22 protein-coding genes are annotated in these 22,043 nt (G+C 40.7%); 12 read left to right on the top strand and 10 right to left on the bottom strand.

What is annotated here, in order from left to right:
* Positions 1-13 precede the first annotated feature (13 nt).
* A complete protein-coding gene (locus BK575_RS01220) occupies positions 14-748 on the top strand; it encodes an amino acid ABC transporter ATP-binding protein (protein ID WP_078408539.1) in 735 nt (244 codons plus the stop codon).
* Positions 749-1,267: 519 nt separating this feature from the next.
* Here the strand turns inward: BK575_RS01220 and BK575_RS01225 are convergent.
* Complete coding sequence (locus BK575_RS01225; RefSeq protein WP_078408540.1) at positions 1,268-1,489, bottom strand: alpha/beta-type small acid-soluble spore protein; 222 nt, start codon at positions 1,487-1,489, stop codon at positions 1,268-1,270.
* Between the two features lie 298 nt (positions 1,490-1,787).
* Here BK575_RS01225 and BK575_RS01230 point away from each other — a divergent pair, with 298 nt between their 5' ends.
* A complete protein-coding gene (locus BK575_RS01230; RefSeq protein WP_078408541.1) occupies positions 1,788-2,033 on the top strand; it encodes a hypothetical protein in 246 nt (81 codons plus the stop codon).
* Between the two features lie 34 nt (positions 2,034-2,067).
* Here the strand turns inward: BK575_RS01230 and BK575_RS01235 are convergent, their stop codons facing one another.
* The 7 genes from BK575_RS01235 to BK575_RS01265 all read right to left on the bottom strand — a co-directional run bounded on the left by BK575_RS01235 (position 2,068) and on the right by BK575_RS01265 (position 9,676).
* A complete protein-coding gene (locus tag BK575_RS01235) occupies positions 2,068-3,177 on the bottom strand; it encodes an ABC transporter ATP-binding protein (protein WP_078408542.1) in 1,110 nt (369 codons plus the stop codon).
* Positions 3,178-3,475: 298 nt separating this feature from the next.
* Positions 3,476-4,366 carry a PucR family transcriptional regulator gene (locus BK575_RS01240; protein ID WP_169907478.1) on the bottom strand — a complete coding sequence of 297 codons (891 nt, stop codon included), beginning with the start codon at positions 4,364-4,366 and terminating at the stop codon, positions 3,476-3,478.
* 286 nt (positions 4,367-4,652) lie between these two features.
* Positions 4,653-4,862, bottom strand: a complete 210-nt coding sequence (locus BK575_RS01245) for a DUF5342 family protein (protein ID WP_078408544.1) — start codon at positions 4,860-4,862, stop codon at positions 4,653-4,655.
* A 41-nt stretch (positions 4,863-4,903) separates the two neighbouring features.
* Entirely contained in the window at positions 4,904-6,115 is a 1,212-nt protein-coding gene (locus BK575_RS01250) for a YheC/YheD family endospore coat-associated protein (protein ID WP_078408545.1), read from the bottom strand.
* Positions 6,112-7,461, bottom strand: a complete 1,350-nt coding sequence (locus BK575_RS01255) for a YheC/YheD family endospore coat-associated protein (protein WP_078408546.1) — start codon at positions 7,459-7,461, stop codon at positions 6,112-6,114. Before BK575_RS01255 ends, BK575_RS01250 begins: the two co-directional genes overlap by 4 nt.
* Before the next feature lie 16 nt (positions 7,462-7,477).
* Complete coding sequence (locus tag BK575_RS01260) at positions 7,478-8,554, bottom strand: YheC/YheD family endospore coat-associated protein (RefSeq protein ID WP_078408547.1); 1,077 nt, start codon at positions 8,552-8,554, stop codon at positions 7,478-7,480.
* On the bottom strand, positions 8,555-9,676 hold the full coding sequence (locus tag BK575_RS01265; RefSeq protein ID WP_169907480.1) for a YheC/YheD family endospore coat-associated protein: 1,122 nt from the start codon (positions 9,674-9,676) through the stop codon (positions 8,555-8,557).
* 274 nt (positions 9,677-9,950) lie between these two features.
* Between BK575_RS01265 and BK575_RS01270 the strand changes: the two genes are divergently transcribed.
* The 4 genes from BK575_RS01270 (at position 9,951) to BK575_RS01285 (ending at position 14,622) form a co-directional block, all read left to right on the top strand.
* Positions 9,951-11,081, top strand: a complete 1,131-nt coding sequence (locus tag BK575_RS01270; protein WP_078408549.1) for a DUF445 domain-containing protein — start codon at positions 9,951-9,953, stop codon at positions 11,079-11,081.
* A gap of 190 nt (positions 11,082-11,271) precedes the next feature.
* Complete coding sequence (locus BK575_RS01275; RefSeq protein WP_078408550.1) at positions 11,272-11,628, top strand: YlbF/YmcA family competence regulator; 357 nt, start codon at positions 11,272-11,274, stop codon at positions 11,626-11,628.
* A 401-nt stretch (positions 11,629-12,029) separates the two neighbouring features.
* Positions 12,030-12,896 (top strand): Cof-type HAD-IIB family hydrolase, encoded by an 867-nt coding sequence (locus BK575_RS01280; RefSeq protein ID WP_078408551.1) that lies wholly within the window; start codon positions 12,030-12,032, stop codon positions 12,894-12,896.
* A 211-nt stretch (positions 12,897-13,107) separates the two neighbouring features.
* The gene (locus BK575_RS01285; protein WP_078408552.1) at positions 13,108-14,622 is read left to right on the top strand and encodes a coproporphyrinogen III oxidase; all 1,515 of its coding nucleotides are present in this window, start codon (positions 13,108-13,110) and stop codon (positions 14,620-14,622) included.
* Positions 14,623-14,714: 92 nt separating this feature from the next.
* Here the strand turns inward: BK575_RS01285 and BK575_RS01290 are convergent, their stop codons facing one another.
* Positions 14,715-15,185 carry a DUF3920 family protein gene (locus BK575_RS01290; protein WP_078408553.1) on the bottom strand — a complete coding sequence of 157 codons (471 nt, stop codon included), beginning with the start codon at positions 15,183-15,185 and terminating at the stop codon, positions 14,715-14,717.
* A 253-nt stretch (positions 15,186-15,438) separates the two neighbouring features.
* Here BK575_RS01290 and BK575_RS01295 point away from each other — a divergent pair, with 253 nt between their 5' ends.
* Positions 15,439-17,058 carry a long-chain fatty acid--CoA ligase gene (locus BK575_RS01295; protein WP_078408554.1) on the top strand — a complete coding sequence of 540 codons (1,620 nt, stop codon included), beginning with the start codon at positions 15,439-15,441 and terminating at the stop codon, positions 17,056-17,058.
* A gap of 97 nt (positions 17,059-17,155) precedes the next feature.
* On the top strand, positions 17,156-17,932 hold the full coding sequence (locus BK575_RS01300) for an enoyl-CoA hydratase (protein WP_139367953.1): 777 nt from the start codon (positions 17,156-17,158) through the stop codon (positions 17,930-17,932).
* A gap of 153 nt (positions 17,933-18,085) precedes the next feature.
* On the opposite strand, the gene BK575_RS01305 is transcribed toward BK575_RS01300, so the two are convergent.
* On the bottom strand, positions 18,086-18,271 hold the full coding sequence (locus BK575_RS01305) for a YhzD family protein (protein WP_078408555.1): 186 nt from the start codon (positions 18,269-18,271) through the stop codon (positions 18,086-18,088).
* Between the two features lie 130 nt (positions 18,272-18,401).
* Here BK575_RS01305 and BK575_RS01310 point away from each other — a divergent pair, with 130 nt between their 5' ends.
* The 4 genes from BK575_RS01310 to BK575_RS01325 all read left to right on the top strand — a co-directional run bounded on the left by BK575_RS01310 (position 18,402) and on the right by BK575_RS01325 (position 21,949).
* Positions 18,402-19,301: an ABC transporter ATP-binding protein gene (locus tag BK575_RS01310; protein ID WP_078408556.1), complete on the top strand. Its 900-nt coding sequence runs from the start codon at positions 18,402-18,404 to the stop codon at positions 19,299-19,301.
* On the top strand, positions 19,294-20,541 hold the full coding sequence (locus BK575_RS01315; RefSeq protein ID WP_078408557.1) for an ABC transporter permease: 1,248 nt from the start codon (positions 19,294-19,296) through the stop codon (positions 20,539-20,541). Before BK575_RS01310 ends, BK575_RS01315 begins: the two co-directional genes overlap by 8 nt.
* A gap of 197 nt (positions 20,542-20,738) precedes the next feature.
* Positions 20,739-21,680, top strand: coding sequence for a 3'-5' exoribonuclease YhaM (gene yhaM, locus BK575_RS01320; RefSeq protein WP_078408558.1), 942 nt, complete (start codon positions 20,739-20,741; stop codon positions 21,678-21,680).
* Positions 21,681-21,754: 74 nt separating this feature from the next.
* A complete protein-coding gene (locus BK575_RS01325) occupies positions 21,755-21,949 on the top strand; it encodes a sporulation YhaL family protein (RefSeq protein ID WP_078408559.1) in 195 nt (64 codons plus the stop codon).
* The last annotated feature ends 94 nt before the right edge of the window (positions 21,950-22,043 follow it).

Genomic DNA, 22,043 nt, shown 5'->3' on the forward strand with positions numbered 1-22,043 from the left:
GAGTTTTAAGAAAATGATTAAAATAAAAGACCTTCATAAATCATTTGGAAGCCTCCATGTATTGAAAGGTATGGATTTAGAGATAGAAAAGGGAAAGGTTGTTGTACTGATCGGCCCTTCCGGTTCAGGAAAGACCACCTTTCTACGCTGTTTGAACGTACTGGAAACACCAACGAGCGGAACGGTAGAGATTGATCAGAAAGAATTGAATTTTAATGGAAAAGTAACGAAGAAAGAAGTGGCAGCTTTTCGGCGCTTAACAGGCATGGTATTTCAAAACTATAATTTGTTTCCTCATATGACAGCACTGCAGAATGTGATGGAAGGTCCTGTCATTGTTAAAGGTATTCAAAAGGAAACAGCCCGTCAAAAAGCGGAGACCTTATTGGAGAAAGTAGGGTTGGGAGATAAGAAAGACTACTACCCGTTCCAGCTTTCAGGCGGGCAGCAACAACGCGTAGGGATTGCCAGAGCGATGGCGATGGAACCGAAAGTGATGTTGTTTGATGAGCCGACATCAGCGCTCGATCCCGAGCTTGTCGGTGAAGTTTTAAAAGCAATGAAAGACTTGGCACAAGAAGGGATGACAATGGTCGTTGTCACACATGAAATGAGATTTGCCAAGGAAGTGGCAGACGAGGTCATCTTTATGGACCAAGGCGTTATCGTTGAACGGGGCAAGCCGGAAGATATCTTTAACCAGCCGAAAGAAGAGCGCACCCGGAAATTCCTCAATATGATTCAATAAAGAAAAGTGCAACAAGCTCGTTCATGCTCATAGGGAACTGGAACCTCCGACGAGAAGTCGCTTTTTGACTTTGTGGGAGGTGGTGAAGTTACCGTAGAGCATAGCTTGTGGAACTAGACAATAACGAAAAGCGTAAGCGCCTTGGTCAGCTCGTGAAGGAAATAGGGATTGACCCATAAGGCGCTTTTTGCCTTATGAGGGCAATCATCATTTCCACAGCGAGCTAGGCGCTGGAGCTGGACAATAACGAAAAGCGTAAGCGCCTTGGTCAGAGAAGGCCGACTAAGGTCGCCATGTCAATCTCCACAGCTCCATTTACACGTCCATGTGCTTCAAAACGTAAGCGTGAAGAAAATCCTGCAAAACATAAGGACTTTCTCCACGCTTTATTTAGAGTTTCCCTTTATATGTTCTAATGACCGGGAGATTCAGCAAAACGAAGTGTTCCATGATTAAATGAAACGCCTCGGGCCAAAGACCCGAGGCGTTATCGCCATTTTTATGAAGTTGTAGTTTATCTTATTTGTAGCTGCCGCCAAGTTGTTGCTCAGCCATTTGTACTAAACGTTTAGTGATTTCTCCACCAACAGAACCGTTAGCACGAGCAGTTGTGTCTGCACCTAATTGTACACCGAATTCAGATGCGATTTCGTATTTCATTTGATCTAAAGCTTGTTGTACACCAGGAACTAAAAGTTGATTTGACGAATTGCTTCTTGATGATGTTTGATTTTGTTGCATAATTGATTCATCTCCTCGTTTAGTTTTGGTTAATATGGTTGGGTTAGCTGGACTTGAACCAGCGTGACGGAAACGTTGAATCCGCTGCCTTCCTTGGCTTAACCCAGTGTGGGGAGAGTGGTGCGCCCTGTGGGTTCCCCGTTGTGTTAATAGTATTATGGAACGGGAGAAACAAAGATATGCACTGATTTATTTGGTAAATAATACTAATATTTAAATAATATCCGCTGTTTATAATTTCAACATTTGACATATATTATTCATGTAAAATACCCAATGTTTAAAACGGGGTGAGTACATGAGTCATATGTGTCCTTTATGTAATGGCTTTCAGCAGTTTCATTACCAATGTTCAAAATGTGGTCACCATATAGAGGAAGTGGGCCGGATTATGGACTACTTCGATGATTACAGCGCTTATATGGAAATCGATCAGCTTAAGCAAATCGATGGGATTCCTACCACGTTAAGCGGGCATGAATGTGCCCATCTATTTTATTGTCCGATGTGCCATCATGAAGAGGTCAAGCTTATTGAAGAGTAAACAAAAAGGAACCCTAGGCAGGTTCCTTTTTTGTTTACTCTTTTTCAGCTCTAACGCGTCGTTCTGTTTCACCATCAAAGAAATGCGCTTTATTCATATCTAACGCTAAGTCCATTTGCTGATTTGGTTTGACTTCTGTACGAGCATCGACACGTGCCACAAAGTCTTGTCCATTAATTTGGGAGTAGAGCATTGTTTCAGCACCCATTAATTCTGCTACATCTACTTTAATGGTTACTTTTGTGCCTTGTGATGCTTCAATGAAGACCGGCTCATCGTGGAAGTCTTCTGGACGAACTCCAAGAATTAGTTCTTTATTTACATAACCTTGATCACGTAATATTTTCATTTTTCCTTCAGGTACCGCAACACTTACTTCGCCCATCTGGAAGGAGCCGTCTTTCAGCGTTCCTTTAAAGAAGTTCATCGCAGGAGAACCGATGAAACCGCCGACGAATACGTTTTCCGGTTTTTCATATACATCTTTTGGCGAGCCGACTTGTTGGATAATTCCATCTTTCATAACAACAAGGCGAGTAGCCATTGTCATTGCTTCTGTTTGGTCATGTGTTACATAAATAGTTGTAGTTTGCAGACGCTGGTGCAGTTTAGCGATTTCAGAGCGCATTTGTACACGAAGCTTAGCATCTAAGTTTGATAACGGTTCATCCATCAAGAATACTTTTGCGTCGCGAACGATGGCGCGCCCTAATGCCACACGCTGGCGCTGACCGCCTGAAAGCGCCTTTGGTTTGCGTTCTAAATATTGTTCAAGGCCAAGGATGCGGGCAGCATCTTTTACACGTCGATCAATTTCATCTTTTGGAAATTTGCGCAGTTTCAATCCAAATGCCATATTGTCATATACAGTCATATGTGGATAGAGGGCGTAGTTTTGAAATACCATCGCGATATCACGATCTTTAGGAGGTACATCGTTTACGCGTTTGCCGTCAATATAGAAATCCCCTTTGGAGATGTCTTCGAGACCTGCAACCATACGAAGGGTTGTTGACTTACCGCACCCAGATGGGCCTACGAATACAATGAACTCTTTATCTTGAATATGAAGGTTAAAGTCTGTAACTGCCGTAACATTTTTATCGTAAATTTTATAAATGTGTTCTAAACGTAACTCTGCCATTTATGTTGCCTCCTTTTTAATGAAAACGGTTTCTTTAAAAGATAAGAAAGTATAAATTTTTTTAATTAGTGATGGTGTCTAGCTCCAGGCACCATCGGCTCTTGGGTCTAGCCAATCACTTCTGAAGGCAAAAAGCGCCTTCTGCCAGTGCTCGTCTTATGCTTGTTGGTGATTACGGGCGCCTTGCGCTTTTCTTATTGACTAAAGTTTAAAGTGTTTTGCTAATTGGGTAAATGGACGAAGTGCACAAAAAAGGGAAAAGGCTTTCATGCATGTTGCCGAAAGCCTTTCCTTTTTATTATCCTTCTTTAGCTAAGATTGCGAGGTAGGCAGTGACAGCCCCTTGAAAATTTTTGATGTCAATTCCCGTTTTTTCAATGAATTTTTCAATGCGGTATTGTAAGCTGTTGCGATGCATATAAAGCTTCTTAGAAGTGAGAGAAACATTCAAATTACATTCTAAATATGTCCTGATCGTCTTAAGCAGCTCTTTGTCTTCGGTCACTTCATGAAGGGCATGTTGCAGCTCTTCTTTTAAAGAGTCTGGTATGTAGGAAAGAAGCAAATGGGCGAAAACGCTTGTCAATCGAATCGTTCTTTGTTGATGAAGGGCGGGCTTACATCGTTTGAACCATTGCTTTTCTAAATGAAATTGTTGTCCTGGCTTCATAGGCAAGCGGTGAACTTGTCCTTCAAAAAACTGCATGTTAGCTCCAAAATCGCTGATGAGAACATCGATGACAGCATCTAGATTGTAATCTGGAAAAATCATCTGTTTGAACTTTTCGATAACAACTCCATTTTGATTGTTTTCCCAAAGGATGACGACATTTGAATGATAAAGACCTTTTAATGTTTCCTCGAATTCTTGTTTGTCCTGTATTGGACGAGCAATTGAAAAATGAATGAACTGGATGCAACAGTTTTGTTCTTCATGCAATACTTCGTCAGGATGTTGAAAAAGCAAGTTATACCAATAGACTTTTTCAGGCGGAAGATGGATTTCTTCAGAGTCATAAGGTGTTAGAAAAATGGATAGAAGTTCTGAATCTTTAGTAGAAAGAACGCTTTTATTAATTCCAATGTAGCTGCTGTCTTCTATTTGAAACCATGCCATATTTTGTCCGCTGCGGGGAATAGGTGAAAGAACGGCATGCTCTCCATAATATGCTTTTAAACGATCAATCATCTCGAAATCTCTCCACTCCAAAAAAATGTTAATGACTATTCTACCACACATAAATGATTTAAGATGGGAAAAGAAAGTCCCATCTTAAATCATTTATGAGGGGGATGACTCAAAAAGTTTGAGTCATCCCCCTGAAAAGGCCCATGGCGGAAATCCAGTAAAATTACACATTCAGTGAAAGGGCCCTTCAGTGAAAAATAATTCTTGTATCGTATCTTAAGGGACAGCCCCTATAAAATTTTTTATATGTTCATATAAAGGTGCTCAGTTTTTTTGAAGCCATTTTTCATTCATAAACATGGAACAACATGAGTTCGTGGATTTGTGAAGAGATGTCATGAATACTTGAATCAGGGGGAGAAAGCTCCACCCATTCAATGTGTCCGTCATGATGATAGACGGCCTGGTAAAGCTGGCCTTTGAAATAAAAAGAGAGTGACCATCCTGGTAAATTGTTGTGTTCATATAAAGGACGATATTGAAAATGTGAGAGCATGTAATATTCCTCATTCCTTATGATTGAATTTTCTGTTTTTACTAGTTTATCATGGGTTGTTCCGTTGTGATAGAGGAATGAGAAAAATGAGAGATGTGATAGAAAAGTGAGGCTAAATTACGTAGTCTTTCTTGTTGAATATCAGGCTCATCGAAAATCATCGGTTTTGCATTAACTTCAAGAAGGTAGTACCGTCCTTCGATTGATTTGGTCATATCAATCGAAAATTCCCCAATGAGGCCATATTGTTTTTCCAGCGCATCTCCGCAGGCGGCTGTAATGTTTTCGATAAGGGGGAAATCCAGTCTTTCGCTCACCTGTGATAAGGGAATGATTTGTCCCCCGTTTGGAACGTGTGTTGTGACGTCTTGTGTAAGAGATTGGCGAATACCGATTCCGCTTACTTGATGTTTTTTCTTTGAACGGGTGGCAATAATTCTTAAGTCATACCGTTTACCGCTGATATGGTCGGGTTGAATGGCTTGTTGAACAAGCCAGTTTTCGTTGAATGAGGAAATACGAATAAAATCATTGAGATGAATATACACCATAGACTTTTTTATTGTTTCCACTAGAAGTTTTCCTTCAGGCGTTTTGGCTGCACGATAAATTCCTTTTCCTTTGCTTCCTTCCGCAGGTTTTATATAAATGGCCGGATGGCGGTCCAGCATTTCACTAATAGTAAGGCTGCTTTTATATTGAAGCGTTTCAGGCAGATGTTCTTTCAAGAAAGGTTGCTCCGAAAACAGCTGATGAAGATCCCATTTAGAGAAAAAGTGGGGATTGAAAAAGGGAATCTTTTCTTTTTGACAGCGGCGAACCACTTGTTGGCATATTCCTTCTTTCTCGCGTTTACGGCCAGGGAACCGATTGTATACAACATCAGGCAATGGGGTGACAACATCTATCCATTTTTTCTCGCTCTGGTGATAAACCTTCCCGCTCATATATGTTGTATACATATCTTCAGGAGAGAAAATAAGAAGGAGTCCCCCTTGTTTTTGAATGATATAATGCAGGTCTATAATATGGCTGGAAGGTTGTTCATTTAATTGAGCTTTCATCATTGTACTTGTCAGCAGTCCGATAAGAGGACCTGTTTTTCCATTATAAGTACGCATGGAGAAAAGGATAGAGTCAGTGTCGATCAGCTGGAAAGGCATCTCCATCCGGTTGTGTCCCCATGACCATGAATGATGGGGATCTTGGTGGTACCATTTGTCACTCTCACAGTCAAAATGAATCGTCATCATGTGTAAAGCCCCTCAGGGTCAAGAATGCTTTTTTCCGCTAAATAAATACCGTAGGCTAAGGAGAGTTGCCTCGTCATTTTATCTTGTTCAAATAGTTTCGGATGAGTAAAGATGGAGCGCCCCGGTTTAGAGTTAGCTTCAAACAGCCATACCTTACCGTGCTCATCCACACCAAAATCGAACCCGAACTCTCCAATAAATCCGTCCATGGATTGTTCAATGATTCCACTAATTAGGAGAGCAGCGTGTTCCAACTGTTTCTTCATTTCATGACAACGCTCAGGTGAAGGGAAAATTTCTTCGATGGTTTTAATCAAGCCTCCATTAGCCAGGTGGGTTGTGACACTTCCTTTTCCTGCTATTTTAGCTGCCATTGCCGTTACCTGCCAATCGTTCTGGCCATTTTTATTCGTATGAATCCGAAAGTCCAGAGGACGATCTTGAAAGCGAATCAAAGAAATCCTTCGTTGAACGATATAATCCTCTCGCTCTTTCTGTTGAAAGATATGAGAAAGCAAAACCGGCAGCTGGTTGAACTGGATCAGAACATTTTTTTCTCCATCATGGTAACGGCAGTAGTAGCTCTCGGAGGAAAGAGAGCGGACGATTTCGAAGATTCCATTGCCGAGACTTCCGTTTATCGGTTTTAAAAAGACACCATGATGTTTTTCAAGCAAGGGTTGGATGAGCTCTATGGATGGGTGTTGATAGGTTTCCGGCAAGAAGGGTTTTGTAGCTGCATTTGCCTGCAACTGTTGGTAAATATCCCATTTGTTAAAAAAGCCTGGATTATACCAGGGGATTAAGTAGTCTGATTGCAGTCTTGTTTTCACTTGTATAAATAAGTCATGATTTTCCGTTCGGCGATTAGGCAAGCGGTCATAAACGACATGAGGGAGCGGAACTTCTTTCTGAATCCATCCGTCTCCTGTGTAGAAATAGCCATTTATTGTGCCAAGTTCCCAGTTGATATGATGGGCCCCGAATAAGAAGGCATATCCGCCTGTTGATTTTGCCGCTGCCAGCAACTTAGAAAAAAAGATAGAACGCTGTCCGATTGGACGCAGCTTTGAACCGGTGAATCCTGCCGAAAAAATGCCAACCAATGGCCCAATATGGATGGTATCTTCTTGAAAGAAAAGGTGAATGGTCTGGCAAAATGGAATATTTAATTCACGAAAAAGGAAAGTAGAAATCATCGCTTCGTCCTCAAGATGAGGGAGAAATTTAATAGTACAGGAAAGTGTGCAGGCTCCGAATGATAGGAATTGCAGACCATCTTGCTTATAACGAACAGGGAGATATAATACAGGCTGTTTGTCATCAATTAGCGATAACTTGATCATTAAAATCCCTCCCTTTTTAAACCATCAGTTTCGTTTCTGATAAATAACGACAATATGCAAGGGGGCGACGATACAGTCTCTCTTCTTCTTCGGGAGAAGTAGACAATACAATTTTTCGTCCCGGTTTTGAATTCATATCCAGCACCCAGATGGCTCCGCGGCGATCAATGCAAATGTCGATTCCCAGTTCAAAAAGAGGTGAGAAAGCCTTCTCGAGGGCGATTGGAATAAGAGGTATAATACTGTTGAGTTCATCATGTATAAATCGTTTTTGTGATGGTGAAAAGCCGCGTAATCCTTCATCAAAAGAGGTGATGTCCGCTCCATGGCTGACGTTGGTTAAAATCTGTCCACTTTGAGCTTGACGAATGCCTCTCCCAGCTTCTATCCAGTTGCCTTGTGCCCCTTTTTGCAATAAAACGCGAATGTCAAATGGTTTACCCTCGTAGTTGTGGATGTTTAAGAGCGGTTGGATTAAAAGAGAACCTCGTTCCAGTCTTCGGGTCATCCATTTGTGAAACGAATCTTCATCTTGAAAGCTTAATTCCGATAAATCTTGCCCCGTCTGAGACTGGACTTTTACACGGCTATTATAAAAGGAGAGAACTATGATGCCTCTTCCCTGGGAGCCATTATCTGGTTTTAATAAAATTGTTTTTTCTCTTAAGAGAGTTTGTAAGATATGCAGGGAAGATTCGGCTTTTTCTGTTTTTGGTATATAGGGAGATAGTACAGGATGTTCACTTAATGTCTCGTAAACTTCTGATTTGCTTGGCAACCCATGACCTAAAAAAGTAGTAAGGGGAGACTTTTTCAGCCATTGAACGATGGGTTTGGCGCGTTTGGAAATAGAGTCATGTTTATAATAACAGCGATCGTAAATGAAGGAAGGGAGCGGGAATTTTTCTTCCTTCCATTCATTTGCGGTTGCATCGAATTTTTCTCCGTGAACTAATTCGTCTTTTGGATGAATACAAAAAGGGGTAAAACGATAACACGTAATGCCGTACTCGTGAGCGCGCTTGGCAATCTCAGTCACATATGGATGTTCTTGATGGGAGTGAATGGTTAAAAAGCCAAAAGAAATCATCATCTATACCTCCTCAGTCGAATGCCCGGATAGATGGGCGCAATAATGAACAATCGCCTTTGCAGAAGGGCGAATCTTTTTATCTGTAATGGAATCATGCTGTTTGGACGGCTTTGTATTGACTTCGATGATCCACGGATGTCCGTCCGTGTCAATGGCTAAATCAATTCCAAGTTCAGCGAATAGTCCGTCTGTCGAAACGGTAATGCAGTGGCAAATATCCAGGGCCAGCTCTTTAAGCAGTTTGGTGATTTGCCGGGAAGTAAGGGGGGCATAAATTTCCTGAAGCAACCCGTACACATGAGCGATTTCCCCGCCTCTAGCCAAGTTTGATACAAAGTTGCCTTGTTGGGAAACACGTGCAACGGCAGATGTCACTTTCCAGTTTGTTTCTTTCACTCGATGGCAAAGAATGCGGAAATCAAAAGGACATCCTTTATACGTTTGCAAGGGAAGAGCTTTTTGGATTAAAAATCCCTGTTTTTGTAATTGTGTATATAACGCTTCAAATAAGCTTTGGAAAGTCGGATATTCCTTTTCAAAAGGCTGAGAAAAGGTCGTATAATCAACCCGGTACAAGCGCTCATCTTGTTGAATACGAAAAATGTGTTTTCCCTGGCTCCCATGAACGGGTTTTAGAAAAACGCCGGAATGAGCTGACAGAGCATCAATGAGATCCTCCTTTTTGCGTAGCTGATACGTTTCAGGCAGGTAGGGCTGTAAATGATCGAAGTTGGACAACAATGTAAACACCGACCATTTGTCTAAAAAGTGAGCATTAAAATAAGGTGTACCCCTGCTTTTCATCATTTCGACGGCTTGTTGAAAGAGTGGAGATTTTTCAACTTTACGTGAGTGAAGCCGATTATGGACGACATCGGGATATGGAACATCTGCCAGAGACCAATGGTCATGAACCTTTATATAGCCTTGGATGTCAGGAGCTAACAAACTTTTTAAAGAACAAACGTAAAAGAAAAAGCCGTGGCGCTGACAGTATTGCGCTATTTCTTCACAAAAGGCCGTAATCGAACCGAACAGAGAGCTTTCATGTTCTGGATAGATTTCTGTTAATAGGGCAATGACGGGGCTGAGAGTAAGTTTGTTTCCGTTGTTTATGATCATCTTAATCATAGTCCTCGTTTTTTATTGGGCGAATGTTTATAATGTATCGTATGAGAAAAACAAAAAACGGTGAAATAAAATAGAGGAAACTTCCATCAGCGGGGCATTTATCCCTTACTAATGGGGCGTTGACCTTACCGGGCTTTTACGGACTGTGGTTCCGATGCAGAGTTTGGAGATGGGGGATGATTGTCCGTTGATGCGCGATAAACTTTAAAACAATTCACCTGTTATCATTAGAGCACGACAAATTAAGTTTGAAAGGTTGAGAAAAATGGAGCAACTATTAGTTGTGATGATAATGATTGTCATCGGAGCAGCCATTGGAGGATTTACGAATCATTTAGCTATTAAAATGCTGTTTCAGCCTCATGAAGCGAAATATATATTTGGAAAGCGTGTGCCTTTTACACCCGGATTGATTCCGAAGCGCCGAGAAGAATTAGCGGTTCAGATGGGAAAGATGGTGGTGGAGCATTTAGTTACACCGGAAAGTTTGAAGAGAAAATTGCAAGAGCGCACGTTTCAAGAAACGATTCAAACATTCGTCAACCAAGAAATTACTCGCTGGCTTCAATCTGAAAAAACAGTAAATGAATTAGCGCAGACTATTGGGTACGAAAAGCTGGGTAAGAAAGCAGAGGAGAAGCTGCAGGATTTTTTGCGAAAAAAGTATGAAGAAATGATGGATAAGAACGGAAGCAAGTCTCTCGCAGATGTACTGCCGCCTTCTTTGATGGGAAAAGGAGATCAGGCAGTCTCAATGCTTGCCGCTTTTATTTGTGAGAAAGCTGTTGCCTACTTTGGCAGTGACGAAGGAAAACAGCGGTTGGAAAAAATGATTGATGACTTTTTGATGAATAAAGGAATGCTTGGCAATATGGTTCAAATGTTTTTAGGAAATGTGAAGGTCGTGGATAAAGTCCAGCCGGAAATCATTAAATTCTTTAAACATGAAGGAACAAGGGAACTGTTTGAAAATCTTTTTCAAGCAGAGTGGGAAAAAATAAAAGAGAAAAAGGTAGAGGAAATCGAATCGTTGATTGGAAGAGAAACAATTCTTTCTGCCGGTGGACAAGCTGTGAGGAAGCTGGTTTCCATTGATCAATTGTTTAATAAATCGATTCGCGATGTAGCTGGACCTTTGCAAGAATCCATTTTACAAGTCGTGCCAGCGTTTATTGAACGGGCAGGGGAGTTTGCGGCCGAGAAGATGGAAATGCTGATGCAGAAATTGAAACTCGAAGAAATCGTCCGTGAGCAGGTCGAGTCATTTTCAGTAGAGAGATTAGAAGAGATGGTATTGTCCATTTCACGCAGAGAGTTTAAGATGATTACGTATTTAGGAGCTCTGCTGGGAGGAATCATTGGAGCATTCCAAGGCGTGCTTGCGCTGTTTATTTAACCATTTTAACTGTTTGCAGGAATTGGCTAAGTTCTACTGGAGATTGGTGAGAAGGAATGAATAGCCGCTGATTGAAAGTGCATTATGAGAAACAAGATGGTTCTGAAGGTGCATCTTATTGAATAGTTTGTTATAGTGAAAGAAGAAAAGGGAGCGTTATGACCTTAATTCACAATAGGAGGATTTTTTTATGTCTGTAAACTTATACGATTACGCCTATAACTTGGAGAAAGCTTTGCGTCAAAGCGATGAATATACAAAACTAAAACAATTATATGATGAGGTAAATGCCGATCCTGCGGCCCAGCAATTATTTGAGAAATTTCGAAATTTGCAGATCGAGTTACAACAAAAGCAAATGATGGGTCAGGAAATTTCTCAGCAAGAAGTAGAAGAAGCACAAAAAACAGTTGCTATCGTTCAACAGCATCCGACTATTTCTCAGTTAATGCAGGCTGAACAACTTATGAACACACTTTTTATGGATTTAAACAAAATTATTACCAAGCCGCTTGAAGAATTGTACGGAATCCCGAACGCTCAGTAAATATATTGATCGATTTAGAAAATTCGACATGACCAAAGAACGGTCATCCGCTTAGGTGAACCTTTGTGGACAGATTCAAGTTGTCTGGATGACCGATTGTAAATGCCTTTCGATGGAATGAAATGTGTCGAATTATTAAGTGAACTATATATAGAAGTGTTAGGTTAACTTGGATATGTGTGTAAGTTCAGTAGTATGATGGGAGGTTCTGAATCGGCGAATAATGCCTCGATTCAGGACCTTCCATTTTTTTGCTGACAGCCATATTTCTGCTTAGCTTTATTAAACAAAGGTGGTGATTTTCGCTTGCTTTTCGAAAGTGAGAAAGTTCTAAAAAAGGGCAAACCATCATAAGGGTGTAGTAGGTTGATTTTGACATCAAAGGGAGAGGGGATCCTCGCATGGCCTATAGATTATTAGCACTTAATATTGATGGAACTCTTTTAAATAATCAAGGACGCTTAACGCGTGAAACGAAGGAAGCAATCGAGTTTGTGAAAAGTAAAGGGGTATACGTGACACTTGTAACGAACCGTCACTTTTTATCTGCTAAAAAAATTGCGAAGGCACTAAAACTTCCATCTTCATTGCTTATTACCCATAGCGGCGGTTTTATCGGTTCGACCGTTGACAAACCTATCTATGAGAAGCGAATCAGTGAGGAGAAAATTTTTAATTTAGTACAGGTATTGGAAAACTTTGAATGTCATATCCGAATTATGCATGAGCGTTTTTCTATTGGTAATCGTGTGAAACTTAAAGGCAACGTCACGGCAAAAACGACATTACGTTCGGGAGAACCGCTCTTTTATCCCATTCAATTTGTTGATTCGTTGGGGGATACATTAATGAATGAGCCGGTGTCATCACCGAAAGTAGAAGTATATTTTTCCAGCAGAAAAGAAAAAGAGCAAGCAGAAAGGATCATCGCATCCGCTTTTCAAGGAATTGAGTGGTTTACGTATCCGAATGAAGACCGCTGCTATATAACGGCAAAAGGGGCTACAAAAGCCGCAGGACTTCGATTTGTCGCCCAGGAGCTTTCCATTCCCATGAATGAAGTAGTCGTTATCGGGAACTGTTTCGATGATATTGAAATGGTGGAACAAGCGGGAATGGGAGTTGCAATGGGCCACTCTCCTCAAGACCTTAAGCGAGTAGCGGATTGGGTCACTCGTTCTAATAATGAAAACGGTGTAGCATATATGGTCAAAGAGCTATTCCGGAAACAGCAAAGAATTGGGTATCTACACTATTTGAATAGTTAAAGCGTTGAAGCTGCGGTCAGAAAAAACAAACAGCCGGATGAAGTCGTTTCTTTTCATCCGGCTGTTTTGCTTTCACTTAACATGGAAAATTCATGAGGAAGATGAAGCTGTTCTAACAGAATTTGTTAATGCTTGTAAGAGATTGACCTTAGAATGCATGTTTTGTACACTTATAAGAGCTTCATATATGTTGTTTTGAAAGGTGATATGATTGAATATATATGTGAAAGGTTTAAGTGATGAACGTTTTCAGCGTCCGCTGGAGTTAATTGCGGATTTATTCTTTGAAGAAAGCGTTGTATCGCAACAGCCCTTTGAGGATGCAAATATAGAGGTTTCCTTTGAATTAAGGATAGAAGAAACAGCCATGGCAGCAGCTGTATTGACAGCGAAAGAAACCGGCCATGTGTATACAGCTTCGTTTGAAAAGGAGTTATCAGGATTCGAGACTGATAAAGACCGCTTTAAACAAATAAAGAACGTAGTCTTACATGTTTATTTATCAGTATTGCAAGACCATACGGGTATTGTACAAAATTGGGGGATCTTAACAGGAGTTCGTCCAACGAAGCTTCTTCATAAAAAATTGCGAGATGGGGAAAGTCAAGAATCGGCTCACGAGCAGTTAAAAGAACAATACTTAATTACAGATGAGAAGATTCGCTTGATGCAGCAAATTGTTGATCGTCAATTAGCTGTAGTTCCTGATTTATATAATTTATCAAATGAAGTGAGTATTTATATCGGTATTCCGTTTTGTCCTACGAAATGTGCATACTGCACATTCCCGGCCTATGCAATTAATGGACGACAAGGTTCCGTGGATTCTTTCTTGGGCGGGCTTCATTATGAGATGCGTGAAATCGGCCGCTGGTTGAAAGAAAAAGGGGTAAAAATCACCACAGTCTATTATGGAGGCGGTACACCGACGAGCATTACGGCAGAAGAAATGGACATGCTGTATGAGGAAATGTATGAATCATTTCCGAATGTAGCCAATATTCGCGAGATTACGGTAGAAGCCGGCAGGCCGGATACGATTACTCCAGAAAAGCTTGAAGTGTTAAATAAATGGAATATCGACCGTATCAGCATCAATCCCCAATCATATATTCAAGAAACACTGAAAGCGATTGGACGCCATCACACGGTAGAAGAAACGGTGACAAAGTTCCAGTTAGCACGTGAGATGGGCATGAATAACATTAATATGGATTTGATTATCGGATTGCCTGGAGAAGGGGTTCCAGAGTTCCAGCATACATTGAACGAAACAGAGAAATTGCTACCTGAATCATTGACGGTTCACACGTTGTCGTTTAAACGCGCGTCGGAAATGACCAAAAACAAGAAGAAATACAAAGTGGCAGACCGTGAGGAGATCAGCGACATGATGAACATGGCAAGCGCATGGACAAATGAGCACGGCTATGTTCCTTATTACTTATACCGTCAGAAAAATATTTTAGGGAACTTAGAAAATGTCGGGTATTCATTCCCTGGGCAGGAAAGCATTTATAATATTATGATTATGGAAGAGCAACAAACCATTATTGGGTTAGGCTGCGGTGCTTCCAGTAAGTTTGTCCACCCGGAAACAGGGAAAATCACAAGGTTTGCCAATCCGAAAGATCCAAAATCATACAATGATGGATTTAAGCATTATACAGAAGAAAAAATCAAAATCTTAAATGAACTATTCAAAGAGAGTAAAATAACTGAATAAATCATATGTTTCTATAGATTCTCGAGGTTGAGAAAATTGGCCATGACCGTTCCTTGGTCATGGCTGATTTAGATTCCACTGAATAAATCGATCTATATAGATAGGTGGTTTTGCTGAATGTATTTATCTAAATATGTTTTAGCATAATGGAAAGCATCTTTTTCAGTGATTCGTTGTTCATAGGGAATTTTTTTATCCCATTCAAAATGAGATTGTAATTCAGGAATATCTTCTTGCATCACGTGGCGAAGTTCATGAAAGATGGTTTCTATTAACGCAAGATATTCATGGAATCGAAAGATAAATACAATCCCGACTTCCCGCCAATACATACCCGAAGCAAACTGCAAATATTCCGCCTCTTCCTCACCCAATTCAGCTACAATTTTATTTGCTTCACATGTATCGCAAAAAATGACGGGAATAGGAATTTCTTTTTCCATACAAACAACTACTTCTTGCTTTAAAATGGATAAATCCCATGAAAACTCTTCATCTAATACGTACCATTGATCTTCCTGCTGATAAACGGTCCTTTTGGCCATTACATTATTTAAATTCATATCACTCCTCCTGTTTGGCTCTTGACTTGATGAGTCAAAAAGTGCGGCTGATGATTATTAGCATTTTCGGATATTTTGACGGTTCCCATACATGAGAATGATTTAAATGTTGTTTACCAGTTCCCCCCCTATTAAAGTTTCGCTTTCATTACAGAAGGGATGCTGAAATCTTCGTCGAAATAATATATACCGTCCAGATAGCTTTTTTTTTAAAAATGAAAGCGTTTTCTTATATTGGTAAGGGGTGATAGGAATGATGGATGTTCAATTGACTGTTCCGCTCATGATGGAGAGAGCAGAGAAATTTTTTGGGAAAAAGGAAGTGATTTCCCGAACAGGAAGCGGAATCCGACGTGTGTCTTATAGTGAGATTGCCGAAAGAACGAGAAAGCTTTCAAGCATGCTGTCACATTTAGGAGTTCAAAAGGGAGATAAGGTTGGGACATTTGCTTGGAATCATCATTGGCACTTAGAAGCATACTTCGCGATCCCCGGAGCAGGGGCAGTGCTTCATACGATTAATATACGCTTAGATCCAAAACAAATTGCCTATATTATCAATCATGCAGAAGATAAAGTCCTGCTTATTGATGAATGTTTTTTACCGTTGTTTGAACAAATAAAGAATGATCTTCCAACGGTCGAAGCTTATATTGTGATGACTGACAGCGAAGAATTGCCGCAGACGAACTTTCATCCTGTTTACCACTATGATCAATTTATTGAACAAGGAAATCCACAATTTGAATTTTGCAAAGATATAAAGGAACTAGAACCAGCGGGGCTTTGTTATACATCAGCGACTACCGGCAATCCAAAAGGAGTGGTGTATTCGCATCGTTCTGTCGTGCTGCACAGTATGGCATTAGGGCTTGCAGACAATGCGGCTGTGTCAGAATCAGATATTGCCATGCCTGTCGTTCCGATGTTTCATGTGAATGCTTGGGGGCTGCCGTTCGCAGCAGTTTGGTTTGGGACGACCCTTGTCATGCCAGGGCCATTTTTTACGCCTAAAGTGTTAGCGGAATTGATTGAAAGCGAGAAAGTGACAATTGCAGCAGGTGTCCCGACCATTTGGATGGGACTGTTGAAAGAACTGGAAGAAAAACAGTATGATACAGGCAGCCTTCGATCTGTTTTATGCGGAGGTTCTGCTGCTCCAAAAGCTGTTATTGAACGTTTTGAAAAGAAATTTAATATTCCTTTTGTCCATGCTTACGGTATGACAGAAACAAGTCCGCTTGTCGTTTTATCTCGTCTCAAGAGCTATCAGTCCGATATAGAGGATGAAGAAAAATATGAATATAAAGCAAAGCAAGGTCTTCTTGTTCCAGGGGTTGAAATGAAAGTAATCGGAAAAGACGGAGAAGTGGAATGGAACGGAAAAGAGATGGGTGAACTGCTTCTTAGGGGGCCGTGGATTGCCTCTGAATATTATAAGGATGAGCGCAGCAGTGATGCTTTTCGTGATGGATGGCTCTATACAGGAGATGTAGTAACGGTAGATGAAGAAGGATTTATTAAAATTGTAGATCGGACGAAAGATTTGATTAAAAGCGGCGGAGAGTGGATTTCTTCCGTTGATTTAGAAAATGCATTAATGGCTCAAGAATCCGTCTTTGAAGCGGCCGTCGTCTCTATCCCTCATGAACAATGGCAAGAGCGGCCCATCGCGTGTGTCGTGTTGAAAGAAAATATGCAAGGTAAGGTAACAAAAGAAGAGTTGCTGCAATTTTTAGAACCGCAATTTGCCAACTGGTGGCTGCCTGATGATATTTTGTTTTTGAATGAAATCCCAAAAACATCCGTAGGAAAGTTTCTGAAGCGAACATTGCGTCATCAAGTTATAGATCATTATCAATCAAAATCCTAATTATATGAATTTACTAAAAGAAGCTCCTGGGAGTTTCTGATTGTTAATACAAGATAAACATTGGAGTTTTCAGAGGAGAATAAAGGAGAGGTGTTTAATGATGAAAGAGCGTTTTGTTGAACTGGCATATATAGACCGGTTAGCTGTTTTAACTTTAAATCGTCCACAATCATTTAATGCATTAAATAAAGAGATGCTCGAACAAATCCTTGAAGCGTTAGACGAAGTGAAGAAAAGCCCGGCGGATTTCCTTGTTTTGAAAGGAAAGGGGAAGGTGTTTTCAGCGGGCGGCGATATTAAAATGATGACGGTGCCAGAAACAGGAGAGCTGTTTTCAGACATCATGGAGACCATTGGGAATGTGATTTTGACGCTATATACGATGCCGCAGCTGACAGTCGCAGCCATCCACGGTTCGGCTGCAGGCCTTGGCCTTAGCATGGCTCTTGCATGTGATCATGTCATTGCAGAGGAAACAGCGAAAATAGCTATGAACTTTATCGGCATTGCATTAATTCCCGATGGAGGAGCGCATTATTTTCTGAAGGAGCGTTTAGGTGTTCATCAGGCGAAGCATATTATTTGGAATGGAGAGGTGCTGTCCGGAGCGGAAGCGAAGCGAATTGGAATGATAGATGAAGCGATAGCTGATGCGGAGCAAGCCGTTCAGCAAAAATTAGAAGAATGGAGGAGAAAGCCTGTTCTGGCTATGAAGGAAACGAAACAGCTGTACATACAGCAAACCGTTTCAGAACTTCAGCATGTATTGAAAGTGGAAACGAAAGGGCAAGCAAAAATGAGAGATACAAAAGACCATCGGGAAGGAATACAGGCATTTCTAGAAAAAAGATTTCCTGCATTCGCAGGGAGATAATGAGTAGCTGTTCCATAAGGCTCTGATAAATCACAAGAACGCATTTTTTTCTGAAAGGCCCCGTCATACAATCTTTTGGTCTTACAGGATTTTTATAAAGGGGCCTTTCAGGGGACTGGGTCAAAAGGGAAAAAACCTTTTGACCCAGTCTCTTTAGCGATGGAAGAGTAATAGTTTTCCGGTCGGGGAAGTACAGCGGTGTGTTTTAGCGATGAAATTGAGGTCCTGGAGTCTTGCTTCCCCCGCTTTTTTTGCTTCGCTATCGTTTGCTGCCTCGAATGTTTCATCGAGCAGTTTTTCTCCGTTTTGCTCAAATACGGTTAATGTATAAACGCCCATTATTCATCCTCCTATCTTTCTATTAATACAATATTCTCATATTATCGATATTCTCCTGCCGGCATTCTTTTGAAACATTTTTTCCCATTAATTCGTAATACTATATAAATCCACATTTAGGAGGGGAAAAATGTCTTTAGTAATTAATCAAGTGACTAAAAGATTCGGTTCTTTTACAGCGGTAGACGATTTAACTTTACAAATTCCGAAAAAAGAAATGTTTGGTTTTTTAGGTGCCAATGGGGCTGGGAAAACAACAACATTTCGAATGATTTTGGGATTGCTTGAACCGACGGAAGGTGCAATACTGTGGGACGAACAAAGAATTACATATGAAAAAAGCCATTTAATCGGTTATTTACCTGAAGAGAGAGGGCTCTATCCAAAATTAAAGGTGAAAGAACAGCTTATTTATTTAGGGCGTTTACGAGGAATGAGCAAGAAAAGCCTTTTGATAGAAATGGAGCAGTGGCTGGAACGCTTTAAAATACCTCAATATGCAAATAAGAAGGTGGAGGAGCTTTCTAAAGGGAATCAGCAAAAAATTCAATTCATCGCTTCTGTTATCCATCAACCGCAGCTTCTAATTTTAGATGAACCATTCAGCGGCTTGGATCCTGTTAACGTAGAGCTGTTGAAAGAGGCTGTGCTTGACTTAAAGGAACAGGGCACGACCATCGTTTTTTCCAGTCACCGAATGGAGCATGTAGAAGAGATGTGTGAAAGCTTATGCATTATGCATCATGGAAAACCGGTTGTTCATGGAAAGTTGGCAGATATAAAGCGGGCATTCGGGAAAAAGAATGTCATCGTTCATGCGCAGGGAGATTTAGGCAGGCTCCAGCATCTGGAGGGAGTTACGAAATGGAAAAAAACAGCCGAGGGCCTTGAACTGCAAATCGAAAACGAAGAAGTCTCTCAGAAAATCTTTACAGAGCTGTCTCAAATGACGTTTGTCAGGAAATTTGTATTGGAAGAGCCTTCTTTGAATGATATTTTCATCGAAAAGGTAGGTGCTTCTTTTGAGTAAGTTTTGGATTATCCTTTTTCACACATACATTCAAAAACTGAAAACAAAATCTTTTGTTTTCACAACCATTATTACGGCTCTCATTCTTATTGGAATCACCAACATAAATAACATTATTAGTTTCTTTGAAAAGGATAGTAAGTCGGTTCAGGTTGGTATTATTGATTCGACGAACGAGCTTTATAATCCGTTTAAAGAGCAAGTTGCAAGTTTTGATTCTACGTTCAAGCTGACGGAGTATGAAGCTGAAACAGATGCTGCCAAGGCGGCTGAAAAAGAAGAGATTACAGGATATCTCTTGATGGAAAAAGATTCACAAGGGTTACCGAGAGGAATTTATAAAGCCAGATCTCTGACCGATTCTGACATAATCAATGTGTTGCAAAATGCACTGCAGCAAACAAAAGTATCGATTGCTACAGCGAAAATGGGTCTGACTTCTGAGCAAATTGAGCAATTGTATGCTCCTGTCGAGTTTCACCAGAAAGCGCTCGTTAAGGAGGCCAAAACAGAAGAAGAGCTGGATCAGGCGAGAGGTCTTGTCTACATTTTGTTGTTCATTATTTATGTAAATGTCATTATGTATGGAAGTATGATTGCGATGGAAGTGGCGACTGAAAAATCATCCAGAGTCATGGAGATTCTAGTATCCAGTGTGTCTCCTGTTACTCAAATGTTTGCTAAAATCTTAGGCGTGGCACTTTTGAGCTTGACGCAGTTGTCCGTCATTTTACTGGTTGGATATGCTTCTTTCAAGCAAAATCTATCCGAGATTAGAGGATTTGCGGGTTCAATGGCAGTGAGTGAAATCCCAATTGGGACAATAATGTATGCGGTTCTCTTTTTTATATTGGGCTACTTGTTGTTTGCGACACTGGCTGCCTTTTTAGGCTCCCTTGTCAGTCGGACGGAGGATGTGCAGCCAATGATCACACCGATGACATTGCTGATCGTAGGGGCTTTTTTAATTGCAATGTTTGGATTAGGCAAGCCGGAAGCCGCGTTTATTAAGATAACATCATTCATCCCATTCTTTACCCCTATGATCATGTTTTTACGCGTAGGAATGTTAACGGTACCGCCATGGGAAATTATTTTATCTATTCTCCTGCTTGTCGGCACGATTATCTTGCTAGCGATATTCGGAGCTAGGGTTTATAAGGGAGGTGTCCTTATGTATGGACAGTCTTCATCGTTAAAGGATATTAAAAAAGCGCTCTTGTTAACAAAGGAAAAATAAAGGGAACCTTCCATCAGTGGAGGTCTTACTGCCCGTTAATGCGGGATAAATGAACGGCTCAAAAGAAACCAACAAGTTCCTTTTGGGCCGTTTGTTGTAAAAAATCGTATTCTCTTCGCACATATGTTGTGTAAATGATCGTAAAAGCGTTATGCTATAAGTAAATATGATTGAAGCGATGCAGGGAGGGGACAACTATGAAAAAAGGGATTGTCTATTATGAGGTGGGCGAGCAGGTAGATATATACTTACTCGTTAAGTCATCTACAAAGGGGATTGCGAGCAATGGAAAACCATTTTTGACATTAATTTTACAAGATAAGACGGGAGAAATTGAAGCGAAACTGTGGGATGCTTCTCCTGACGATGAAGGAAATTACGCCCCGCAAAAAATTGTACGGGTTGCTGGAGATATTATGAGCTACCGCGGAAGAAACCAGTTGAAAATCCGCCATATTCGTCCTGTACAGGCGAATGAAGCGGTCAACATATCCGATTTTTTAGAAACAGCGCCGATGAAAAGGGAAGAAATGATTGAAACGATTACCCAGTTTATCTTTGAAATGAAGAACTCTAATATTCAACGTATTACCCGGCAACTTTTAAATAAATATCAGGCTGCTTTCTTAGAATATCCAGCAGCTACGAAAAACCACCATGAGTTTGTATCCGGTTTGGCTTATCATGTGGTATCAATGCTTCAATTGGCAAAGGCAATCGCTGAACTGTACCCATCCTTAAATCGTGACTTATTATATGCGGGTGTCATTTTGCATGATTTAGGAAAGGTCATAGAGCTGTCTGGTCCGGTATCCGCTTCTTATACCATTGAAGGGAATTTACTTGGCCACATTTCCATTATGGTAAGTGAAATTGGAAAGATGGCAGACGAGATGGGCATTGAAGGAGAAGAAGTGATGCTTCTGCAGCATCTTGTGCTGTCGCATCACGGAAAAGCAGAATGGGGTAGTCCGAAGCCTCCTCTTATCAAAGAAGCGGAAATGCTTCATCTTATTGACAACATCGATGCAAAGATGAATATGCTGGATCGGGCACTCGAGCGGGTGAAACCAGGGGAGTATACAGAAAGAGTATTTGCGTTAGATAATCGAGCTTTCTATAAACCGACTATTGAATAAGGCTTGTCATAAAATCTTTGATTCTTACATATATTGATGACAAATAGCAATGGAAAATCAGGGGGATGTTGAAGATGCTTACATTACCTTTTTGGGTCTATTTAGTTGTCATGGGGATTTTTTTCAGCGGTTTTATGGCGATTCGCACAGGACAAAAGGAACGTGAAATCGATGATGTTTATATTGAAAAAGAGGGGCAGATTTACATTCAGCGTATGGAAGTAGAGCGTGAAAAAAGAAAACAGATCAACGAGAGCAGTTCCATGTAATTTGTTTGATTAAGATGGAATAAGAAAGGGAATAAGGCCGTTTCATAAGCCTCTAATCAACTGAAAAAAATGAATTGTTACTGAAAAGGCCCCG

Origin of the sequence: Priestia abyssalis (assembly GCF_002019595.1) — a bacterium.
Lineage (GTDB): Bacteria > Bacillota > Bacilli > Bacillales > Bacillaceae_H > Bacillus_BA > Bacillus_BA abyssalis.